The organism is Candidatus Palauibacter sp. (assembly GCF_965213655.1).
GTDB lineage: Bacteria > Gemmatimonadota > Gemmatimonadetes > Palauibacterales > Palauibacteraceae > Palauibacter.
Genome location: NZ_CBDBZT010000003.1, coordinates 1 through 19,970, shown reverse-complemented (window position 1 = coordinate 19,970; position 19,970 = coordinate 1). Strand labels below are relative to the sequence as shown.

The 19,970-nt window shown below is 67.9% G+C and carries 17 protein-coding genes; 2 read left to right on the top strand and 15 right to left on the bottom strand.

Annotated elements, in window-relative coordinates:
* Window position 1 precedes the first annotated feature (1 nt).
* Entirely contained in the window at window positions 2–877 is an 876-nt protein-coding gene (locus tag ACOOGH_RS02205) for a hypothetical protein (protein ID WP_420447366.1), read from the top strand.
* Here ACOOGH_RS02205 and ACOOGH_RS02200 read toward each other — a convergent pair.
* The 11 genes from ACOOGH_RS02200 to ACOOGH_RS02150 form a co-directional block, all read right to left on the bottom strand.
* A complete protein-coding gene (locus tag ACOOGH_RS02200) occupies window positions 874–1,662 on the bottom strand; it encodes an Mrp/NBP35 family ATP-binding protein (RefSeq protein WP_420447365.1) in 789 nt (262 codons plus the stop codon). The two genes, ACOOGH_RS02205 and ACOOGH_RS02200, sit on opposite strands and share 4 nt — an antisense overlap.
* Before the next feature lie 143 nt (window positions 1,663–1,805).
* Window positions 1,806–2,057, bottom strand: a complete 252-nt coding sequence (locus tag ACOOGH_RS02195) for a NifU family protein (RefSeq protein WP_420447364.1) — start codon at window positions 2,055–2,057, stop codon at window positions 1,806–1,808.
* A 107-nt stretch (window positions 2,058–2,164) separates the two neighbouring features.
* Complete coding sequence (locus ACOOGH_RS02190; protein WP_420447363.1) at window positions 2,165–4,564, bottom strand: penicillin acylase family protein; 2,400 nt, start codon at window positions 4,562–4,564, stop codon at window positions 2,165–2,167.
* Window positions 4,561–5,136 (bottom strand): hypothetical protein, encoded by a 576-nt coding sequence (locus tag ACOOGH_RS02185; RefSeq protein WP_420447362.1) that lies wholly within the window; start codon window positions 5,134–5,136, stop codon window positions 4,561–4,563. The genes ACOOGH_RS02190 and ACOOGH_RS02185 overlap by 4 nt, the downstream gene beginning before the upstream one ends.
* Before the next feature lie 4 nt (window positions 5,137–5,140).
* Window positions 5,141–6,043, bottom strand: coding sequence for a hypothetical protein (locus tag ACOOGH_RS02180; RefSeq protein ID WP_420447361.1), 903 nt, complete (start codon window positions 6,041–6,043; stop codon window positions 5,141–5,143).
* Window positions 6,040–7,065, bottom strand: a complete 1,026-nt coding sequence (locus ACOOGH_RS02175) for a hypothetical protein (protein ID WP_420447360.1) — start codon at window positions 7,063–7,065, stop codon at window positions 6,040–6,042. Before ACOOGH_RS02175 ends, ACOOGH_RS02180 begins: the two co-directional genes overlap by 4 nt.
* Window positions 7,066–7,072: 7 nt before the next feature.
* Complete coding sequence (locus tag ACOOGH_RS02170; RefSeq protein ID WP_420450043.1) at window positions 7,073–8,056, bottom strand: ROK family protein; 984 nt, start codon at window positions 8,054–8,056, stop codon at window positions 7,073–7,075.
* A gap of 111 nt (window positions 8,057–8,167) precedes the next feature.
* Window positions 8,168–9,982 (bottom strand): translation elongation factor 4, encoded by a 1,815-nt coding sequence (gene lepA / locus ACOOGH_RS02165; protein WP_420447359.1) that lies wholly within the window; start codon window positions 9,980–9,982, stop codon window positions 8,168–8,170.
* The gene (locus ACOOGH_RS02160) at window positions 9,979–10,752 is read right to left on the bottom strand and encodes an MBL fold metallo-hydrolase (RefSeq protein WP_420447358.1); all 774 of its coding nucleotides are present in this window, start codon (window positions 10,750–10,752) and stop codon (window positions 9,979–9,981) included. Before ACOOGH_RS02160 ends, lepA begins: the two co-directional genes overlap by 4 nt.
* Window positions 10,753–10,782: 30 nt before the next feature.
* Window positions 10,783–12,231 (bottom strand): pyruvate kinase, encoded by a 1,449-nt coding sequence (gene pyk / locus ACOOGH_RS02155; RefSeq protein ID WP_420447357.1) that lies wholly within the window; start codon window positions 12,229–12,231, stop codon window positions 10,783–10,785.
* Between the two features lie 33 nt (window positions 12,232–12,264).
* Window positions 12,265–12,588 carry a hypothetical protein gene (locus ACOOGH_RS02150; RefSeq protein ID WP_420447356.1) on the bottom strand — a complete coding sequence of 108 codons (324 nt, stop codon included), beginning with the start codon at window positions 12,586–12,588 and terminating at the stop codon, window positions 12,265–12,267.
* Between the two features lie 319 nt (window positions 12,589–12,907).
* Here ACOOGH_RS02150 and rpsU point away from each other — a divergent pair, with 319 nt between their 5' ends.
* Window positions 12,908–13,108 (top strand): 30S ribosomal protein S21, encoded by a 201-nt coding sequence (gene rpsU, locus ACOOGH_RS02145; protein ID WP_310756486.1) that lies wholly within the window; start codon window positions 12,908–12,910, stop codon window positions 13,106–13,108.
* Window positions 13,109–13,129: 21 nt separating this feature from the next.
* Here the strand turns inward: rpsU and ispG are convergent, their stop codons facing one another.
* The 4 genes from ispG to ACOOGH_RS02125 all read right to left on the bottom strand — a co-directional run.
* Window positions 13,130–14,287, bottom strand: coding sequence for a flavodoxin-dependent (E)-4-hydroxy-3-methylbut-2-enyl-diphosphate synthase (ispG, locus tag ACOOGH_RS02140; protein WP_420447355.1), 1,158 nt, complete (start codon window positions 14,285–14,287; stop codon window positions 13,130–13,132).
* A gap of 152 nt (window positions 14,288–14,439) precedes the next feature.
* Window positions 14,440–17,079, bottom strand: coding sequence for a vitamin B12-dependent ribonucleotide reductase (locus ACOOGH_RS02135; protein WP_420450042.1), 2,640 nt, complete (start codon window positions 17,077–17,079; stop codon window positions 14,440–14,442).
* Window positions 17,080–17,427: 348 nt separating this feature from the next.
* On the bottom strand, window positions 17,428–19,155 hold the full coding sequence (locus tag ACOOGH_RS02130) for a sodium:solute symporter family protein (RefSeq protein ID WP_420447354.1): 1,728 nt from the start codon (window positions 19,153–19,155) through the stop codon (window positions 17,428–17,430).
* On the bottom strand, window positions 19,152–19,970 hold an 819-nt coding region (locus tag ACOOGH_RS02125), incomplete at its 5' end, for a glycoside hydrolase family 3 N-terminal domain-containing protein (RefSeq protein WP_420447353.1). The genes ACOOGH_RS02130 and ACOOGH_RS02125, both read right to left, overlap by 4 nt.

Sequence of the window (19,970 nt, the reverse complement as noted above, 5' to 3'; positions counted from 1 at the left end):
TGTGCTCGGTTCGCTGTTGCTCGGCGGCGCGCTGGGGCCGGCCTCGGCACAGGAGTGGCGGGATTTCCGGACGGCGCGGCAGCTCGGCGACGTGGAAACGCTGGAGATCCACCTCATGTATGCGGGCGGGCGCCTCGCGGTATCGCCGTCGGAGGCGCCCCTGCTGTACGACCTGCAGCTCCGTTACGACGCTGAAGACTATGTGCCCCGTCGTGAATGGCGTCGTGTCGGCCGGACCGGGCACCTTCTGCTCACGACCTCGTCGTCTTCCGAGGAGCGGCGCGACGCGGACGAGGCGACGCGGTTCGGTGAGCTGGAACTCGAGGATCTCCCCCGCGCCGAGGGTGCCGCCGGGGTGCTGGACCTGACCCTGAACCCCTCCGTGCCTACGGACCTGCGGCTGGGGATCGGGGCGGGCAGGGCGCGCCTCCAACTCGGCGGCGCCCAGGTGACGGCACTGGAACTCATCACCGGCGCCAGCGATGTGGAGGTCGGCTTCGCCAGCGAGAACCGCGTGGCGATGGAATTGCTGTCGATCAAGTCCGGCGCCACCAGCTTCATGGCCGAGAACCTCGGCAACGCCCGCCTGCGGCGTCTCGAGTTTTACGGCTTCGTAGGCGACGTGGTTCTGGACTTTTCGGGAGCGTGGCGGTCGAGCGCCGAGGCCGAAATCAGGATGGGGCTGGGCGAACTCGTGATGCGGGTTCCGGGGCATGTCGGCGTCCGCGTCCGCCGCAGCGGGCTTGCCTCACTGAGCGCGGCCAACTTCGAGAAGGTGGGAGACCACTGGTTGAGCCCGAACTGGGAGACGGCGCGGGTGCGCTTGGAAGTCACGCTGGTCGCCGGTCTCGGCTCCGTGATCGTGGAGCACGGCTAGCCGCCCGCAATCTCCTCTCGTGCGGCCTCCACGGCCTCCAGTCCGGTGACGGTCGCGGACGTGATGCGTTCGAACGCTCGTGCCTCGGGTGCATCCGGTCTCCCGATCGACGTCGGGACCCCTCGATCGCTCTCCTCGCGGACCGCCACGCCGAGCGGGACCGCGCCCAGGAAGGGCACGTCGATCGAGCCCGCGAGTCGCTCGCCGCCGCCGGCGCCGAAGATGTCGTGCGTCTCCCCACACCCGGGACATGCGAAGCCACGCATGTTCTCGACGATGCCGAGGACCGGTACCTCGAGTTTCTCGAACATCCGGATACCGCGCAGCACGCCGCCGACCGCCACATCCTGCGGCGTGGTCACCATCACCGCGCCATCCACGCGCACGAGTTGACACAACGAAAGCTGCGCGTCGCCCGTCCCCGGCGGCAGATCGATCACGAGGTAGTCGAGTTCCCCCCATGCGACCTGCTGGAGGAACTGGCGGATGACCCCCATGATGATGGGCCCGCGCCAGATCGCCGGAGCGTCCTCTTCGATGAGGAAGCCGATGCTCATGAGCTTCACGCCGTGGGCCTCCAGGGGCACGACCTCTTCGCGGTCGATCCGGGGCTTCTCCTGGATGCCGAACATCGTCGGGATGTCCGGGCCGTAGATGTCTGCGTCGAGCAGGCCGACGCGGTGGCCCTGGCGGGTCCAGGTTGCGGCAAGATTCGTCGAAATCGTGGATTTTCCGACGCCGCCCTTCCCCGAGCTCACCGCGACGACGCGCCCGACGCCCGGCATGGGGGGCGCCTGCGAGGGATGCCTACTCGCCTCTTCGCGGTGGCCCCCCTTCGGTGGCGGCCCCGAGCGCCCAGGCGGGGGGTCCATGATCGGAAGCGGCCGAGGGCCGCGGGTGGGTGTGTCGGACACGGGTTGGCGCTCGACTACGCGACGGCCTCGACGGAATGGACTATTGGGAGGGCATGGCAGAGGTGCTGTTCGATCCCGGCACGAAGCGTAGCGGTCGACATGGGACAGTCGTAGCAGGCGCCGACGAGCCGGACCTCCACGCGCCCACTCTCCGCGTCGAACGAAACGAGCTGAATGTCCCCGCCATCCGCGCGCACCGCGGGACGGATGTCGTCGAAGACTCTCTCGATCTCATCGAGCGTGCTCTCAACGGTGGCGGTGCTCAAATCGTTTGGATCCTAACGTGGGTCGGGGAGCGCTTCCGTGCCCTGCCGACACCTCGAAGTCGACGTTCCAAAGGGTGTGAGAAAGGTAGGTTTCCGCCGTCCGGCGGTCAACGAGAGCCGGGAAGAAAGAGGAGCTCGCTTTCCACCGCTACGGACGGACGGCCCGGGCGGAGTTCGATGAGCGGACTTTCGGTCCATACCGCTCCCATGTCTCGATAATGTGGATCGAGTGGATTCCCGGCCTGCCCCGTGGGCAGCAGGAAGTAGCCCGCCATGTCCGCGGGCACAGCGCGGGCGACGAATCTCGCGCTGGGGCCGTATTCGCTCACGACCGGGTACCTCCACGCCGTTGAGTCGAGACGGGATCTCAGCGACGGGGCGTCGGGGCGAACGGTGTGGGGCCCGCCACGCGATGGATAGGGTCCGACGTGGAAACCAAACAGGCGGTCGAGCAACGCCACGGTACCGAGCGGGTGGGCCGACCTCTCGCGATGCACCTCTCCCCACGACCTTCCAGACACGATCGCTGCCGTACGGGCCGCCTCCTCCTCAAGCGTCTCGAGGCGTTCGACTTCCGGCGTGCGCGCATCGTCGATCCAGGCGCTGTCTCCGGTTTCGACGATCTCCATGAAGGCGAGATCGGGAAACCACCCGTCTCCGTCCTCGAACTCGTCGGCTGCGATGAGTTCGCGCAGACGGTAGAGCCAGGTAAAGAAAGGAACGGCGCCCCGAGCTTCGGTCTCGGTGCGCAGGTCCCAGCGTTCGAGCAGGAGCGCGAGTGAATCGAGTCCCGCGCGGCGGGCGGCCCGGACGGCGCGTGGCCGGTAGCGCTCGGCCCAGAGGCTGTGGCTGTCCAGCTGCGTCTCGCGCATGTCCTCCACCGTCCAGCCCGACGCGCCAGACACGAGGTCATCGAGGCGCCGGGCCCGGAACGGCGCGGGGTAGTACGCACCCACCTGTCCGAACAGGGACCACGCCTGGAGGTTGTTCGCGCTGACCAGGTATCCCTCTCCCGGGTTTCGTAGCACCGGCATCGCCTCCGGTGGCCAGAGGCCCGGCCAGCCCGCGGGCAGGCGCTCGAAGGAGATCGGGGAGGCGCCCACCCCCGCCGGGCGCAGGGGCACGGACCCCGCCATGCGGTAGCCGATTTCTCCGCTCGACGCCGCGTAGATCACGTTCTGGTGGGGCGAACGAAAGTGCGCGACCGCCTCCACGAACGCGTCCGCGTCGGAGGCCCGGTTCATCGCGAGGAGCGCGGCAACTGGCCCCCCGGGCTCGAGTCCGGTCCAGAGCAGTGACAGTGTGAGTCCCCCGGCCGGTGCGACATCGGTAATCACGGGGCCGCGGGTCGTCGAACGTACGACCCACTTCTCCGGCTCGTCACGCCCGCGCACACGGATCTCTTCTGTCCGCGTCTCGAAGGGTCGCCAGTCATCGGAGTGGCGATACATCGACCCGTCGAGGTTGATGCCCTCGACGACGAAGTCCGCGTCGTCCACCTCCGCGTTCGTGAACGACCATGCGACGTTCCGGTTGAGTCCGACGATGACGCCTGGAGTTCCCGGGATCGAGAGGCCCGCGACAGCCAGGTCCGAATCTTCGGCCGTGATCGAGTTGAGGTACCAGGTGGACGGTGCCCGGAGGGCGAGGTGCATGTCGTTTGCGAGCAGTGGAACACCATCCGCGGTGCGCGATCCCGCCAGCGCCCATGAGTTCGAGGCGTGGAAACCGAAGCGGGAGAGATAGATCAGAGGGTCGGGGGACGAAGCCGCGGCGCTCGCATCCGCAGGACTCAAGGTCTCGGTGAAGGCGAGACGCGGCGGGGGAGTGCCGGAGGGGAGCGTGTCCTGGAGGATGGTGGGCCCCCAGGCGGGGTATCCGGCCCCCAGCGCCCGCCGGTGATCCGCGTCGAGCGTCGCGAGCGCGTTTATTCGGTCCAGTTCTTCCCGCCACTCGGAGAGATCCAGCGACATGATCCTGCCGATCGAGAGGGCCGCCTGAGGACTCCAGGGCTGGGGCTCGATTCCGAGGATGACGAATTCCGGGGGCCACGCCCCGCGCCAGCTCGCGATCCGTGCGTTGACACCCTCCGCGTAGGCCTCCAGCAGGGCTCGATCCGCCGCTGTCACCCCTTCGAGTTCGCGACCGGCCGCCGACCACACATCCAGCGTGCGCATGAGACGGTCCGCCTCGAGGACCGCCGGGCCGAAGAGTTCCGCCAGACGCCCCCGCGCGACCCGTTGGAAGAGTTCCATCTGCCACAGCCGCTCGGACGCGTGCACGAAACCCTGGATGCGCAGCGCGTCGAGTTCGGTCTCGGCGGAGATCGAGGGAATCGCCCACTCATCGAACGTCACCACGGCGGGCGCTGTCAGGCCGGCGAGGATGTGCCGGCCTGACCTCGGCTGCATGGATCGCTGCAGATGGAACCACGCAAACGTCGTGAGAACCCCCACGATCACGAAGCCGGCCACCAGGATGACTCCCCCTCGGCGCCGAAGGCTCACGGGTCCTCACGGTCCGTGCGAGCGGGAGATGGCGGTGCCGCATCGAGCAGGGCGTGGCGGAGCGACACATAGCGCTCGCCGTCGCGAATCACGAGCGCCCGGGCGACAAGGTCATCAAGTAGCCCGCGTACGCAGTCGCGAGGAAGCTCGAGCCGGGCGGCGAGCGGAGAGGCGCCCGTGCGGCCGAGACTCCAGATCTCGCGCCACACCGCTGTGGCGCCGGGATCGAGGGCGCCCATCAGCAGCGGCTTCCCATCGGCGCTCTCGGCGGCGGCCGCGAGCCCGCGGCGCCGGAGGACCGAGTCGATCGGTTCGAAGTGGTGGTCCGCAATCCCGCGGAAGAGGATGAACGAAAGGCGCGTGGAAGCGTCGGACGTGAGCAGGACGAGCTTCGCGACGATCTCGTCCGCGCAGGAAAAGTCGATCAGCGGCACATGACGCAGGTCGAGTACCGCCAGGACCGTGGTGCCTGCTTCGGCAATCTGGCGTTCGACGGTCGCGCGCACCGTCCGGCCGGTAGGACGCGTGACGAGGTAGCTGAACAGCGTCGTGTGAGCGATGGTCGGCCTCACGAAATCATGTCCCTTCCCCCTCGACCCGCTCGGGGAGGACGATCAGCACCTGAGCACCGGGAAAACGCGGCAGGTTCCTGCTCAGCGGCTCGCCTTCATCCCAGTCCGGCACCCTGGCGATGCTCGCATCGCCGCTCCGGATGCGGACGGCGCCGTTCCACTTGATGACCTGACTTCGGATCGCCTGCAAGCCCTGGCCGCGGCCGGGATCCGCGAAGCGCGATTCGCCGTGCAGAAAGGCCGCCTCCAGCGCCGCAGCCGCCGACCAGCGCTCTCCGTACCGCCGGGCTTGTTCGGCTCCCAGCGAGCCCTCGAAGCCCACCCCCACATCCATGACGGCGAGCACCACGACGTCGCGGCCCAGACGCCGCTGCCACCGGTACCTCTGCGCACACACCCAGCCGATCGAGTCGGCGTGCTCGAGGATGTTCTGGCACACCTCCGACAACATGACGGAGAAATGGATCACAGCAGGCTTGGGGTAGCCGAGCCGGTCGTGCAGGATGCGCTGGGCACGGTCGCGCACGCCCTCCACCACCGAGTGGACGTCCTCGTGGGAGCGGATCGAGGTGATTTCGATCAGGGCGTCGGAAATCTCGAGAGCGGGCTTCGGCAGCCGCTTCAAGTCGAACACCTCCGCGGCCGCGGGCCAGAATCGCATGCGGTTGATATAGGAGCGGACCTCGGCGTCTCGCGGAGGTTCGATCAGCGGCGCCAGCCCCGTACGCAGTCGCGCCTCCTGGCCGACGGCGAGAAGGCCGATGAGCCCGTACGGCGAAACCCACCGAATGGCCCGCGCATCCAGCAGGAGCCGCGCATTCGCGTTGCCACCGGAGCGTGCGCGCCGGACCAGTGTCTCGAAGGAAGCCTCATCCAGAGTCGCGGGCACGCGGACGACACGGCTCATGCGGGACTCCGCGGCCGACTCGCTGCCCGGCCCGTGAGGAGGCCGGTCTCGGAGCGCAGGAATTCGGCCAGCCCGGACGCGCCGCGGAAGCGGGCGTTGCGTTGCGCCGCCTGCGTGGCCGCCCTCACGGAGGACTCGAGATCGCCGCCGCTCAGCATCGTCACGAAGCAGGTCGCCCCCCACACATCACCGCAGCCCGTCGGGTCGCCTCCCGACACGGGGACTTCGGGCTCCACCTTCCCGCTCACGAGCGCTTCCGCGGGCGCCAGGGCATCGGGCGGGGGGGGCGAGGCTGTCGGCGCCTTCCAGAAGCTGCGGGTCGCAACCCAGGCAGCGCCGCGCTCCCCAAGCGTGACGAGGAGGCCGCGAGTGACCGGACCCACGACATCCGCGGCGAGCGCCCAAGGATCTTCCCAGCCCGCCGTCAGCGTGTCGAGTTCGTCTTCGTTCAGCTGCACGACGTCGAAGCAGGAGAGCCAGGCGCGCCAGTTTTCGAGTGGACGCGGGGAACGCACGCCGTCCGCCCCCACGCCGAGCAGCAGCGAGTGCAGATCCGCATATACCGGCCCCCCCGCCGCCGTCCGGAGTGCCGCGGCCGCGGCCAGCTCCACCTCCCAGCCCGCTATGAAATTCACGTAGATCGCGTCGCAGGAGCGTGCGAGGGGCAACAACTCGTCCCGGGTCCAGCCCGGCACTCCCCCCCTGAGTTTCTCGCTGCGGCGCGCGTCGTCGACGTAGATGAGTTCGACCCGGTTGTTCGGCTCCGCCACGGTCCACACGCCATCGAGGGAATCGATCCGCTCAAGGCCGCCGAGGAAGAGGTCCGCGGCCCCGCGCATGTCCTGCCCGACCTTGAGAATCGGGAACAGCGTCCAGCCCTCCCCGGCCTCCGCCACAGCGGCGTCGGCCGCGGCCAGCGCGTAGGCGATGCCGCCCCATTCCTCGACCGGCCCCTCCCGGCCGACATCTCGTGCGCGGATCGTATCCCACACCATCGTCCCCACGACCCCGAGACGCGGCATCGGTAACTCAGAGAGGTCCGAGGCGCGCGACGCGGAACACGGCGGCCGCGCCGATGACGCCCGCCATGCCGCCGAGTTCGGTGCGCACGATCCGGCACGCCTCGGCGGCCGGCCGGAACGCCCGCTTCCTCACCTCGCGGCGCAAGGGATCGAAAAGGTGCCTGCCCGCGCGCGTCACGCCGCCGGACACGACGATCATCTCCGGGTTGAGAACGTTGATGAGGTTCGCCAGACCGGTCCCGAGATAGCGCGCCGTCTCCCGCATCACGTCCCCGGCGTACTCGTCGCCGGCCACGATGGCGTCGGACACCGTCTCAGCCGTAATCGCGCGCAGGTCGCCCTCCACGAGGGCCGGCAACATGCTCTCCGCACCCGCCTTGAGTCCATCCACCGCGCGAGACGCAATCGCCGGACCGGAGGCGTAGGCCTCCAGGCATCCGTAGTTCCCGCACCCGCACTTCCGTCCGGTGGAATCGATCGTCATGTGTCCGATCTCCGCCGCCACGTCCGAGGCGCCGTGGTAGAGTTCGCCGTCCAGCATGAGGCCGCCCCCGATGCCCGTCCCCAAGGTGACGCCCACCAGGTGGTCGACCCCGCGGCCCGCACCTCGCCACCATTCTCCGAGCGTGGCGGCGTTCGCATCGTTGTCGAGTTCCGCCTCGAATCCCGTCCCCTTCACGATCAGGTCACGCAGCGGGAAGTTTCGCCACCCCAGGTTCGGCGTCTCGACCACGGTTCCCGTCTCGCGGTCCAGAGGGCCGGGCGCTCCCATCCCGACGCCCAAGATCGCGTCCTCCCCGAATCCTCCCTCGCGGGTCGCATCGCGTTTCACGTCGAGGATCATCGACACGATCCGATCCACGACGAATTTGGCGCCGATATGCGCGTCGGTCGGCAGGCTGCGCATTCCCAGCACGGTACCGCCGTCCACCGGCACGGCTCCGACCTTGATCGCCGTGCCCCCGAGGTCGACGCCAATGATGTGATCCATCCCGCTCACGACCCCCGATCCGCTTCTTCCCGACGGGACGACGGCCCGCCACCGACCACCCGCAGGAGAATCATAGACCGGCAGGCCGAACCGCTCCAGTTCCGCGCCACACTAGTCGCTCTCGACCTGCAGGACGGCGAGAAAGGCCTCCTGGGGGATCTCGACGCTCCCGACCTGTTTCATGCGCCGCTTCCCCTCCCGCTGCTTCTCGAGGAGCTTCCGTTTGCGCGTGATGTCGCCGCCGTAGCACTTGGCGGTCACGTTCTTGCGCAGCGCCTTCACCGTCGTCCTCGCGATCACATCCCGCCCGATCGCCGCCTGGATCGCCACGTCGAAGAGCTGCCGGGGGATGAGTTCCTTGAGCTTGCGGGCCATCTTCTGCCCGAAGTCGTAGGCCCGGCTCCGATGCACGATGACGCTCAGCGCATCCACCGACGCCCCGTTGAGGAGGATGTCCAGCTTCACCAGGTCCGAGCGCTCGTGGCCCGTCACCTCGTAGTCGAGCGAAGCGTATCCGCGAGAGACGGACTTCAGTTTGTCGTAGAAGTCGAGCACGATCTCGCCCAGCGGCATCGAATACGAGATCTCGACCCGGGTGGGATCCAGATACTGAAGGTCGACGTACTTCCCGCGCCGATCGTGGCAGATCTTCTGGATCGCGCCGATGTACTCGGCCGGCGACACGACGCGAACCCGGACGAAGGGCTCCCGCACTTCGCTGATGTGGACGCGATCGGGCATCTTCGACGGGTTTTCGAGCTGGATCTCGTCGTCGTTCGTGAGCGTCACCTGGTACTCCACGCTGGGCAGCGTCGTGATGAGGTCGACGCCGAACTCCCGGTCCAGCCTCTCCTGCACGATCTCCAGGTGGAGGAGCCCCAGGAAGCCGCACCGGAAGCCGAAGCCGAGCGCGCCCGAGGTCTCCGGCTCGTAGTGAAGACTCGCGTCGTTCAGCTGGAGCTTCTCGAGCGCTTCGCGGAGTTCCTCGAACTGGTCGGAGTCCGTCGGATAGAGGCCGGCGAAGACCATCGGCTTCGCTTCCCGGTAGCCGGGGAGAACCTCCGCAGCGCGATTTCCGGCGTCCAGCACCGTATCGCCGACGCGCGTATGGTCCACGTTCTTGATCTGGGCGGTGAGATATCCGACCTCCCCGCAGCGGAGAGCGCCGGTGCGCTCGAAACCGAGCCGCATGAAGCCGACCTCGTCGACCTCGTAAACCGCCTCGTGGCGTCCGAAACCGATGCGCATGCCCTCGCGCAACTCGCCATCCACGACCCGCAGCATGGGCATCGCTCCGCGATAGCGGTCGTACTGCGAGTCGAAGATCAACGCCCGAAGCGGTGCTTCGGGGTCTCCGCGCGGGGCCGGGATGCGCTCGACGATGGCGTCGAGAACCGCGTCGATCCCCTCCCCCTCCTTCGCCGAGACGCACAGCGTGGAAGCGGGGTCGACGCCCAGGAGTTCGGAGACCTCGGCCGTGACTCGTTCCGGGTCCGCGGCGGGAAGATCGATCTTGTTGATGACGGGGACGACCTCGAGATCCGCCTCGAGCGCGAGGAACAGGTTCGCCAGCGTCTGCGCCTCGATCCCCTGCGTCGCGTCGACGACGAGCAGCGCTCCCTCGCACGCGGTGAGACTGCGGCTCACTTCGTAGGCGAAGTCGACGTGCCCCGGCGTATCGATCAGGTTGAGCTGATACTCGCCGCCGTCCCGGTACCCGTAGGCCATGCGGATCGCGTTGAGTTTGATCGTGATCCCGCGTTCCTGTTCGAGTTCCATCGAGTCGAGGACCTGCTTCCGCATCCGGCGCGCGTCCACGGCTCCGGTACGCTCGAGCAACCGGTCGGCCAGCGTCGACTTCCCGTGGTCGATGTGCGCGATGATGCAGAAATTCCGGATGCGCTCCGTGCTCCGGGGCGCCGTCACAGCTCCACCACCAGTCCGTCGTAGGCGGGCGCCACGCCGGCGGGGAGGCGCCGCTCGATCTCCATGTGCCTCGTCCTGTGCGCAATGTGCGTCAGGTACGTCCGCCCGGCCCCGAGTCGGCGCGCCGTCGCCGCGGCCTCCTCCATCGAGAAGTGTCCCGGGTGGGGGTCGCCGAACCAGAGCGCGTTCATGACGAGGACATCGGCGTCGGCGAACACGGCCATCGCATCGTCGGGCACGGACTTCGCGTCGATCAGAACCCCGAGACCGCCGAGGCGGAACCCGTAGCTGCGGTACACGCCGTGCGGAAGCGCCACCACCTGCATCTCGAGCCCGCCGGGCGCGATGACATCGCGGTCCTCGAACAGCGTCAGATCAAGCCGGGGCACGGCGGATCCGGGCTGGGGACGGGCGTCACCCCAGATATACGAGAAGCGGCTCCGGATCCCGGCCTCGAACTCGCGGGCCAGGTAGAGCGGGATGGGCCGGCGCTGCCTCAGCGAGAAGATCCGCAGATCGTCGATCCCGTGCGTATGGTCCGCGTGCTCGTGCGAAAGAAAGACGGCATCCAGCCGCTCAACGCCGGCCTGCAGCAACTGAAGCCGAAGCTCCGGCGGGGTGTCCACAAGGAGACGGATGTCGCCGCTTTCGATGAGCAGTCCATGGCGCGTACGTCGGTCCCTGGGGTCCGGCGAGCGGCAGGTCGCGCAGCCGCAACCGATCACCGGAACCCCGAAGGAAGTGCCGGTACCGAGAAAACGGATTCTCACGGGTCGGGCGTCAGCGGCAAAAGAGGCGGATCACAACTCTTCGACGCGCATCATGTTCGTCGTGCCGGGAACGTGGAACGGGACGCCGGCCGTCACCACGAAACGCTGCCCCGATTCGCCCATGCCGAGTTCGAGGGCCACGTCCCGGGCCTTGTCGAGCATGCTCGAATAGCTGATGCCGCCGTGGAAGAGGATCGGCTGCACGCCCCACACGAGCGCCAGCTGGTTGTACGTCCTCCACTGGTCCGTGATGGCGAGGATGGGGACCGAGGGCCGCTGCGCCGATACGATGCGGGCCGTATAGCCGCTCTGCGTGAAGGTCACGATGAACGGCGAGCCCACGCGCTCGACCGCGATCAGCGACGACGCCGCAATCGCTCCCGATGTTGTCTGCTGGATCTTCGAGAAGCCTTCCACCTGCTTGCCGGCGCGCCCGGTCCGTCCGAGCCGTTCGTGCTCGATGCGGCGGATGATCCGGTCCATCGTGCGGACGGCCTGTACCGGGTACCCGCCCGCGGCCGTCTCCGCGGAGAGCATCACCGCGTCCGTGCCGTCGAGGAGGGCATTTGCGACATCCGACACCTCCGCCCGCGTGGGCTGCGGGCTCTCGATCATCGACTCCAGCATCTGCGTCGCCGTGATCACGGGCCGCGCCCTTTCCTGCGCGATGCCGATGATCCGCTTCTGGATCATCGGGACTTCCTCGTACGGCAGCTCCACCCCGAGGTCTCCCCGGGCGACCATGACGGCGTCGCTCAGCGGCAAGATCTCCGTCAGGTTCTCCAGCGCCTGCGACTTTTCGATCTTCGCGATGAGCAGGCACCCCCGGTCCATTTTCTGGCGGGTCGTCTCGAGGTCGGACGGCTGCCGCACGAAGCTCAGCGCCAGGTAGTCCATGACGTGTTCAGCGGAGAACTCGATGTCGGCGATGTCCTTCTCGGTCAGCGCCGGCGCCCCGACCCGGACGCCCGGCAGGTTGATCCCCTTCTGCGACTTGAGGACGCCGGAGCTGACGGCCACGGCCGAGACCCACGGGGGGTCATCGGAGACTTCCCGGACCGCGAACTCGAAGTGCCCATCGTCCAGAAGGATCCGGGTTCCGGGCTCAACCTCCTCGGCCAACTCCGGATATGTGGTCGGAATCCGCCCGCGCGGCGTGCTGTCCGCGGGAGGGTCTTCGCCTTCGGGGAAGAACCAGTACGTGCCTTCAGGCTCGATGTCGAGCTGATCGCCCGGCAGCTCTCCGACCCGGATCTTCGGCCCCCCCAGGTCACCGATGATCGCAACGGGCCGGCCGACATCGCGGGCCACGTCGGAGATCGTCCGCACCAGCCGGGCGGCACGATCCGTCGGGGTATGTGTGAAGTTGATGCGGGCTGCGTCGGTGCCGGCCTCAATCAGGTCGTGCAGCACGTCGCGATCCCACGAGGCGGGTCCGATCGTGCTGACGATTTTCGCTCTGCGGAAACCTGCGCTCATCCGTGGCCCAAGTGGCGTGGGAGGCCACGGTTCCTATCCGGGCAGCCGGCCAGCCTCCGAGAGATCGGGTCGGTGGGCTACGATCCACTCGTGCATGTGCTGCAACTGGCCGAGCGGGAGCCCCTCGAGGGATTTCACCTGCAAGCCGGGGATGATACAGGCGGCGGCACGGCGGAGAAAGTAAGCGCGCTGGCGGCGGCGCTGTTCGGGGTTGAGGCTCGTACCACCGGGGATGTCCGGGATCGGCTCCATGAGGCGGCGGTAACTGTAGACTTCGCGGGCGGAGAATTCTGCGGGGATCAGATAGGCGTGGCCTTCGAGTTCGAGGGTGCCGTCCGATGAGATGGCAACTGCCATGTCCAGCCTCCTTACGCCTTACGTTGCAGCCAGAGACGCAAAAGACCGTGCCGCCGGAAGGTTGGACAATCTCCTCGATTCCCCTTCATCCCAGCCGCACGGTCCTCGGGCTTCCAGATCCTACTATAGGCGTGAACATGCCCGCGATGCAAACTTCGCGGCCCGTCCCGCGGCGGACGCAGCCCCCGGACGCGGTTCGGGAGAGGATCGGGGATTGGCGGCGCACGGTGAAACATTTGACGCGCCGCCGAGGGGGCCGCTAAACTTCGCCCCGTTGCGCCTACGGGCCGCCAGAGTTGCCCTGCCAGGAGGCATAAACTTGCAGTACACGCTACGCGATAACGAAGAACTCGACCGCGCGCTGCGGAAGTTCCGCCGCAAGGTCCAGCGAGCCGGGATCTTCCGGGATATCAAGAAGCACCGGTTCTACGAGAAGCCGAGCGAGGCGCGCCGCCGCAAGATGAAGGCGGCGGAACGGCGTCGGCGTCGGCGTCGGCGTCGCCAGAAGGCCCGCCGCTAACCGGCAGTTCTCCCCGCAGTTTCAGGAAAAGCGGCGTTCGACGTATCCGTCGAGAATCCGCAGAAACTCCTCCACAATTCCATCGCCGCGCAGCGTCGAGTGGTGCTTGCCATCGACGTAGACGGGCGCGGTCGGCGCCTCCGCCACTCCGGGCAGCGAGATCCCGATATCCGCGTGCTTCGACTCGCCGGGCCCGTTCACGACGCACCCCATGACGGCCACTGACAGATCCTCCACACCCGGATAGTGCTCGCGCCAAGCCGCAAGACGGTCCGCGATATGGCCCTCTACGTCGAGGGCCAGTTGCTGGAAGTAGGTGCTCGTCGTCCTTCCACAGCCGGGACACGCCGTCACCTGAGGCTTGAAGCTCCTCAACTCGAGCGACTGGAGAAGCTGCTGCGCGATCCGCACCTCCTCGGTTCGGTCGGCGCCGGGTTCCGGGGTCAGCGAGACGCGGATCGTATCGCCGATCCCCTCGGAAAGCAGGATGGCGAGGGCGGCCGAGGACGCGACCGTACCCTTGCGTCCCATGCCCGCTTCCGTGAGTCCGAGGTGTAGCGGGTAATCGCAGCGGGACGCGAGTTCGCGGTACACCGTCACGAGATCCGGAACGCGCGAGACCTTCGCGCTGAGCACGATCCGGTCGGGCCCGAGACCCAGGTTCTCCGCGGCTTCGGCGGAGGCGAGGGCGCTCTCCACGATCGCGTCGAGGGTCACCCTGTGCGCTTCCAGCGGCTCCTCGCGGCGTGCGTTCTCATCCATGAGCCGGGTGAGGAGCACCTGGTCCAGCGAGCCCCAGTTGACCCCGATGCGGACCGGCTTGTCGTGCTCTATCGCGCAACGGACGATGGTCGCGAACTGCTCATCCCGCCGTTTTCGCCCGACGTTACCGGGGTTGATACGGAACTTGGAGAGGGCGGCGGCGCAGTCGGGATGGCCCGACAGCAGGATGTGCCCGTTGAAATGGAAGTCGCCGACGAGCGGGACTTCGACGCCCTGATCGGAAAGACGCTCCGCGATGCGCGGCACCGCCCCGGCGGCACGCGGCGTGTTCACCGTGATGCGAACAATTTCCGAGCCCGCCTCGTACAGCGCCCGGACCTGATCCGCCGTGGCCGCCACGTCTGCCGTATCGGTGTTCGTCATCGACTGGACGACGATGGGGTGGGCGCTGCCCACCCGGACGCCTCCGATATCGACGGATCTCGTCGACCGGCGTGAAGAAGAGGGAGTGTTCAAGGGCTTCCCCTGGCGGTTGGGTCCGCGGGCGGCCGCGCGCCGATCCAACCTCGGTCCACCCCCGATCTACTGCTGTGGATGACCCGTTGGCGTCAGCCGCATTCGCTGTAGCCGCAAGCGTAGCACTTCGCGCAGCCTTCCTCAAAGGCGAGGCTGCTGCCGCACTCCGTGCACGCGCCGAGGAAGAGCCGCGCCGCCGACTCCTGGTAGCGCTCGATCACGGGGCGCTGCGCCGAGCGGGCACCCCCGTTCGTGTTCTTCCGCCGAGCGGTCTCGACATCCTCGATGGGAAGCGTCTGCTGAATCCCTTCCTTCTCTTCGAGGTAGCGTTCGATGACCTGGGCGATCGCGTCGGGGCCGGAAAGCACCTTGCTCGCTCCGAGTCCGACGGCCCGGTCGGAGGAGATCCCGCGCAACTGCTTGTGCACGTCACGGAGAGAGATCCCGGAGCGGAGGGCGAGTGAACACAGCCGCCCGATCGCTTCCGCGTCCGCCATCGCCGCCCCTCCCGTCTTGCCGAGGGCGACAAAGACCTCGAAAGGGCGACCCTGGTCGTCCTCGTTGATCGTCACGTACATCGTACCCAGCGGCGACTCGATCTGCCGCGTGTGGCCCCGCAGGACCACGGGCCGTTGCCGCCTCTCCACGCGGCGCATCCTGGAGCCCTCGAGTTCGGTGATCCGCCGCTGCTTCTGCTCGACGGCATTCTCCAGCTTCCGGTTGTGCGACTGCAGCTCGCTGTTCTGCGCCTCCGCGGCGGCGAGCCGGGTCAGCGTACCCGCCAGATCTCCGGCGAGTTCGGGGTCCACCTCTACGGCCTCGAGTCGCACACCGTCCGCCGCCACTGCCGACCCGCTCTCGCTGGTCTGACGCTGGACATCCTTCGCCGTCCTGCCGGTCGACAGCACCTGCTCGTCGCGCGACCCATCGCGGTAGACCGTGACCCCCTTGCACCGCAACTCGTACGCCATCTCGTAGATCTTGCGCACATCCTCCTCCGTGGCGGATGTCGCGAAATTGCACGTCTTCGAGATGGCGGAGTCGCAGTGTGCCTGAAATGCCGCCTGCATGCGGATGTGCTGCTCTGGCGGAACATCGTGCGCCGTGACGAAGATCCCCTGAACGTCCCCCGGCACTTCATCGAAGTGGATGTGGCCCTCGTCGGCGATGCGCTGCATCAGCTCCTCGGAGTACCAACCCCCTTCCTTCGCACGGCGCACGAAGTCCGGATTCACATCCGGCATCAGCACGCCTGCCTGATTCCTCATGAATGCGACCGCGAACAACGGCTCGATCCCACTTGAACACCCCGCAATGATCGAGATGGTCCCTGTGGGGGCGACCGTTGTCAGATTGCAGTTTCGAAGCCGACGCTCGGGGCGAATCCGCTGGCCCTCGGCGTCGCGCGCGCATGTTTCGTCCGGTCCCCAGATGGACCGCTCCCACTCGGGGAACACGCCGCGCTCGGCGGCCAGCCGTTCGGACTCGACCTTGCATTGCTCGTCGACGAATTCCATCACTTCGCGCGCGAGTTCGACGGCCCGCTCGGAGCCATAGGGTTCACCGATCTTCACGAGCATGTCGGCCCAACCCATGATCCCGAGGCCGACTCGGCGGATCCGCTGCGACAGGTCCTCGATCTTCGGGAGCGGATATCGGTTGGCGTCTATGACGTTATCCAGGAAATGGGTCGACTCGTGGACGGCCTCGCCGAGCCCGTCCCAGTCGATCCCGCCCTGGTCGTCGACGAAATGGCCGACGTTGATCGAGCCGAGATTGCACACGTCGTAGGCGAGCAGCGGCTGCTCTCCGCACGGATTCGTGGCCTCGTAGTCGCCGAGGTGCGGGACCGGGTTGTAGCGATTCGCCTCGTCGATGAAGAAGACCCCGGGCTCACCGTTCCGCCACGCGCTGGCGATGACGCTCGTGAACACCTCCTCCGCGTTCAGTTGGTCTACGACCTCGCCGTTCCGCGGGCTGATGAGGTCATAGTCGGAACCCGACCGGACCGCCGCCATGAAGGCGTCGGTGACGCCGACCGAAATGTTGAAGTTGGTGATTCGGGTCTTGTCCGCCTTGCACTTGATGAAGTGACGGATGTCCGGATGGTCGACGCGCAGGATGCCCATGTTCGCGCCCCGGCGCGTGCCGCCCTGCTTCACGGCCTCGGTCGAGGCGTCGTAGACCTCCATGAAGCTGACCGGGCCGCTCGCCACGCCCATCGTCGACTTGACGACGTCGCCGGAGGGACGAAGGCGACTGAAACCGAACCCGGTGCCGCCGCCGCTCTGATGGATGAGGGCCATGTCCCGCAGCGTCTCGTAGATGCCGTCGAGGCTGTCCGGAACGGGAAGCACGAAGCACGCGGAAAGCTGCCCGAGCGGACGCCCGGCGTTCATAAGCGTGGGGCTGTTCGGCTCGAAAACGCCGTCGGCCATGAGGTGATAGAAGCGCTCCGTGCGCTCGAGAACTTCTTCGTCCGTCGCGCCGTAGCGGCCATCCTGCGACGCGATGACATCGGCCACGCGCCAGAAGAGGTCGCGCGGCCCTTCGATGGGCTCGCCGCGGTCATTCTTCTTCAGATACCGGCGCGCCAGCACCGTTCGCGCGTTCTCGGTGAGTCCGGGCTCGGCGAGGTCGGCCGGCCTGGCATTGGATCCCATCCGCATTTCACCCCGCACCGGGGCGCTCGCCGCCGCGCCCTCCCGCACCGCCACCTCCGGTGGATTCATCGCCGTCCTCGCATTTCCTGTTCTCAACCGTCCCACACGTCAGATCAATCCACGGAAAAAACCGGCTTCGGCCGGGACCCGACGACCGCGCGAGTCGAATGCCGGCCTAGGCCGGGAAGCCCGACGGGCGCGGGGATCGACGTTACCCCGCGCCCATCGATTTTGCGGTTTCGTGCGATCGTTGCGGATCGGGTCGCGAGTTTTCCACGACTCCACAGCTTTTCCACACGAAAACCGGTGGTTTTTCCACACGCACCGCTATATGTGGTGGCCTCCAGATCATAACTACACCATATGTAGTGGTCAAGCTGGAGAACCGCTCCCGGAGCCAGAGCTCGTTCCGGCCTGCTAGATCGCCCGCCGGGTGCGCAGAATCCAGAGGCCGGCTCCGCCCAGAGCCGCCACACCGGCGGAGAGCGCGGCGGTACGGGGCTCGAGCAGCAGCGCCGCGCCGAGGGCGAACATCGCCCCGAACAGGAGGAGCGTCGCCCCCGCAGTCCGCAGGAGCGCCTCGCGGAGGGGGAAGTCGGGAGAGACGCCCGCGCGCTCGCGAATCACACCCCAGCCCGGCCCGGCGGGCCGCACCCGTCGGTAGAACGCGAGCAGAGTCTCCTCGTCCTCCGCCCGCGTGAGCCACATCACGGGCAGCCACACCGCCGCCGAGCCGAAGGCGGTCAGCGCGAGCCGCGTCCCGAACTCCATCTCGCCGAAGGCCGGGAGGTAGGAGCAGAGCGCGATGGCAAAACCGGCGAGCATGGAGGCAAGTTCCGCCCAGGCGTTCACCCGCCACCAGAACCAGCGCAGGATGAGCACCGCCCCGGGCCCCGTGCCAATGGCGATCATGAAGCGAAAGAGCGCCCCGATGTCATTGGCGAAGAACGCCGCCGCCGTCGCGATGGCGACGATGCCGGCCGAGGCGAGGCGGCCCAGCGACACGAGTTTCGCGGACGAGGCGTCCGGGTCGACGAAGCGGGCGTACAGATCGTTCACAAGATAGCTCGCGCCCCAGTTGATCTGTGTCGAGACGGTCGACATGAAGGCAGCGAAGAAGGAGGCCACCACGAGTCCCAGAAGGCCGGCGGGAAGGTAGCGCAGCATGAGCATCGGATATCCCAGATCGGGATCGGCCAGATCGGGGAAGACGACGACCGCTACGAGTCCAACGAGCACCCAGGGCCAGGCTCGGACCACGTAGTGGAGCCACACGAACCACCAGGCGGCGCGCTCGGCGTCCGCTTCCGAGCGGCAAGCGAGGAGCCGCTGCACGAACTCGCCACCGCCATCGGAGCGGCGGAACGCCCACCACTGGATGCCGAGGTAGGCCAGGAAGGTCCCGAACGGCAGGGCTTCGGACCCGGGCCGGGGGACCATCCTCAGTACATCACTCCGCCCGGCCGCCGCGAGCTGGGCCTTGAGTTCCGCGATCCCGCCGATGTCCGCCAGGGCGAAGGCGGCGACGAGGATCGCCCCGAACAGCGCGAGGAAGAACTGGAAGAAGTCCGTCGCGACAACGCCCCACAGCCCGGCGATGCCCGCGTAGGCGAGCACGAAGATGGAGAGGGCCACCACGGCCCACAGGCGCTCGTCTCCCGGCATCCAGCCGGACAGGTCCGGGATGAGCCCGAGAGCCTCGACGACCTTGCGCATGGCCAGCATCACGAAGCCGATCGAGATGCAGTTGATCGGCACCGCGAACAGGAAGGCGCGCGTGGCGCGCAGGACCGCGGCGGGGCGGCCGCCGTAGCGAAGTTCCGTCAATTCCACATCCGTGACGATCCCGGCGCGGCGCCACAGGCGTGCGAAGAGGTAGATGAGGAGGAGATGGGAAAGGCCGAAGGACCACCATTCCCAGTTGCCGGCGATGCCCCGGCGTGCGATGAGGGCCGAGACGTAGAGCGGCGTGTCCACGGAAAAGGTGGTCGCGGCCATCGACGTCCCCGCGAGCCACCACGGCAGCGCCCGTCCCCCGACGAAAAAGTCGACGATGCTTCCCCGCGCCCGGCGCGAGAGCCACAGCCCGACGCCGAAGGTGAGCGCGAGGTAGGTCGCGACGACCCACCAGTCGGCCGGACTCAAGAGCTTCCCGTCCCTGGGCGCGTGCCCGCGGCAGCCGTGGCTGCAGCGGACCGCAGCCAATCGGCGGCGGCTCGTTCCATCACGGTCTCGGTGGACCACGCGCAGATACCGGGCACGCCGAGCACATCGAGCCAGCGGCGGTGGCCAAGCAGTACAAGGAGGCCGCGCCGGGCCGAGCGGACGAGGGCGCGTGTCTGACGGAGAACGTCGGCCGCGGGCGCGCCGCGGCCCTTCCAGCCGCGAGGCGTCGCGGCGAGCACGACGATGCACTGTGGGGAGTCGGCGCTGTCCGCGATCCGCCACCCGGCGGCGCGCAGCTCATCGGCGACGATCGTGCCCAGCGGCCCTGCCCGGCCGGCGGGGGGTCCGACATCGGGGTCGTCGGATACCCCGACGATCCGGGTCGGCGCCTCCGGGGTCCAACCCCGCAGCAGTCCCGGGTCTCCCACGATCGTATCGCGGGCGAAGCCGACCGGTTCGAACTCGGGCCGCAGGGAACGCACGGCAGGCGGGCAGCCGCGGGCTGAACGGGTCGCCGCATCCTCGAGTCTGGCCGCGAAGAACGCGTCCCCGGTGGCGCGACCCAGCGCGTCGATCGTCGCACGGGCATCGCTCGGGTAGCAGATCAGGTCGCACCCCGCGGCGACAGCCTCGACCGCAGCGCTCGCATCGTCGGGCCCCACGCCACCCATGATCATGGCGTCCGTCGTCACCACTCCGTTGAAACCCAACCGTCCGCGGAGGAGTCCCGTGGTGATGCTCGGCGCGACCGTGGCCGCCCGCTCGCTGCCGAGTCCCGGGTAGGCGACGTGCGC

What these genes read in the sequence shown, in the direction of transcription:
- ACOOGH_RS02170 (WP_420450043.1), bottom strand. Translation starts at nt 8,056, where the DNA reads ATGGATCACATCATTGGCGTCGACCTCGGGGGCACGGCGATCAAGGTC.
- ACOOGH_RS02180 (WP_420447361.1), bottom strand. Translation starts at nt 6,043, where the DNA reads ATGAGCCGTGTCGTCCGCGTGCCCGCGACTCTGGATGAGGCTTCCTTC.
- ACOOGH_RS02200 (WP_420447365.1), bottom strand. Translation starts at nt 1,662, where the DNA reads ATGCCGGGCGTCGGGCGCGTCGTCGCGGTGAGCTCGGGGAAGGGCGGC.
- ACOOGH_RS02150 (WP_420447356.1), bottom strand. Translation starts at nt 12,588, where the DNA reads ATGGCAGTTGCCATCTCATCGGACGGCACCCTCGAACTCGAAGGCCAC.
- pyk (WP_420447357.1), bottom strand. Translation starts at nt 12,231, where the DNA reads ATGAGCGCAGGTTTCCGCAGAGCGAAAATCGTCAGCACGATCGGACCC.
- ACOOGH_RS02175 (WP_420447360.1), bottom strand. Translation starts at nt 7,065, where the DNA reads ATGCCGCGTCTCGGGGTCGTGGGGACGATGGTGTGGGATACGATCCGC.
- ACOOGH_RS02135 (WP_420450042.1), bottom strand. Translation starts at nt 17,079, where the DNA reads ATGAATCCACCGGAGGTGGCGGTGCGGGAGGGCGCGGCGGCGAGCGCC.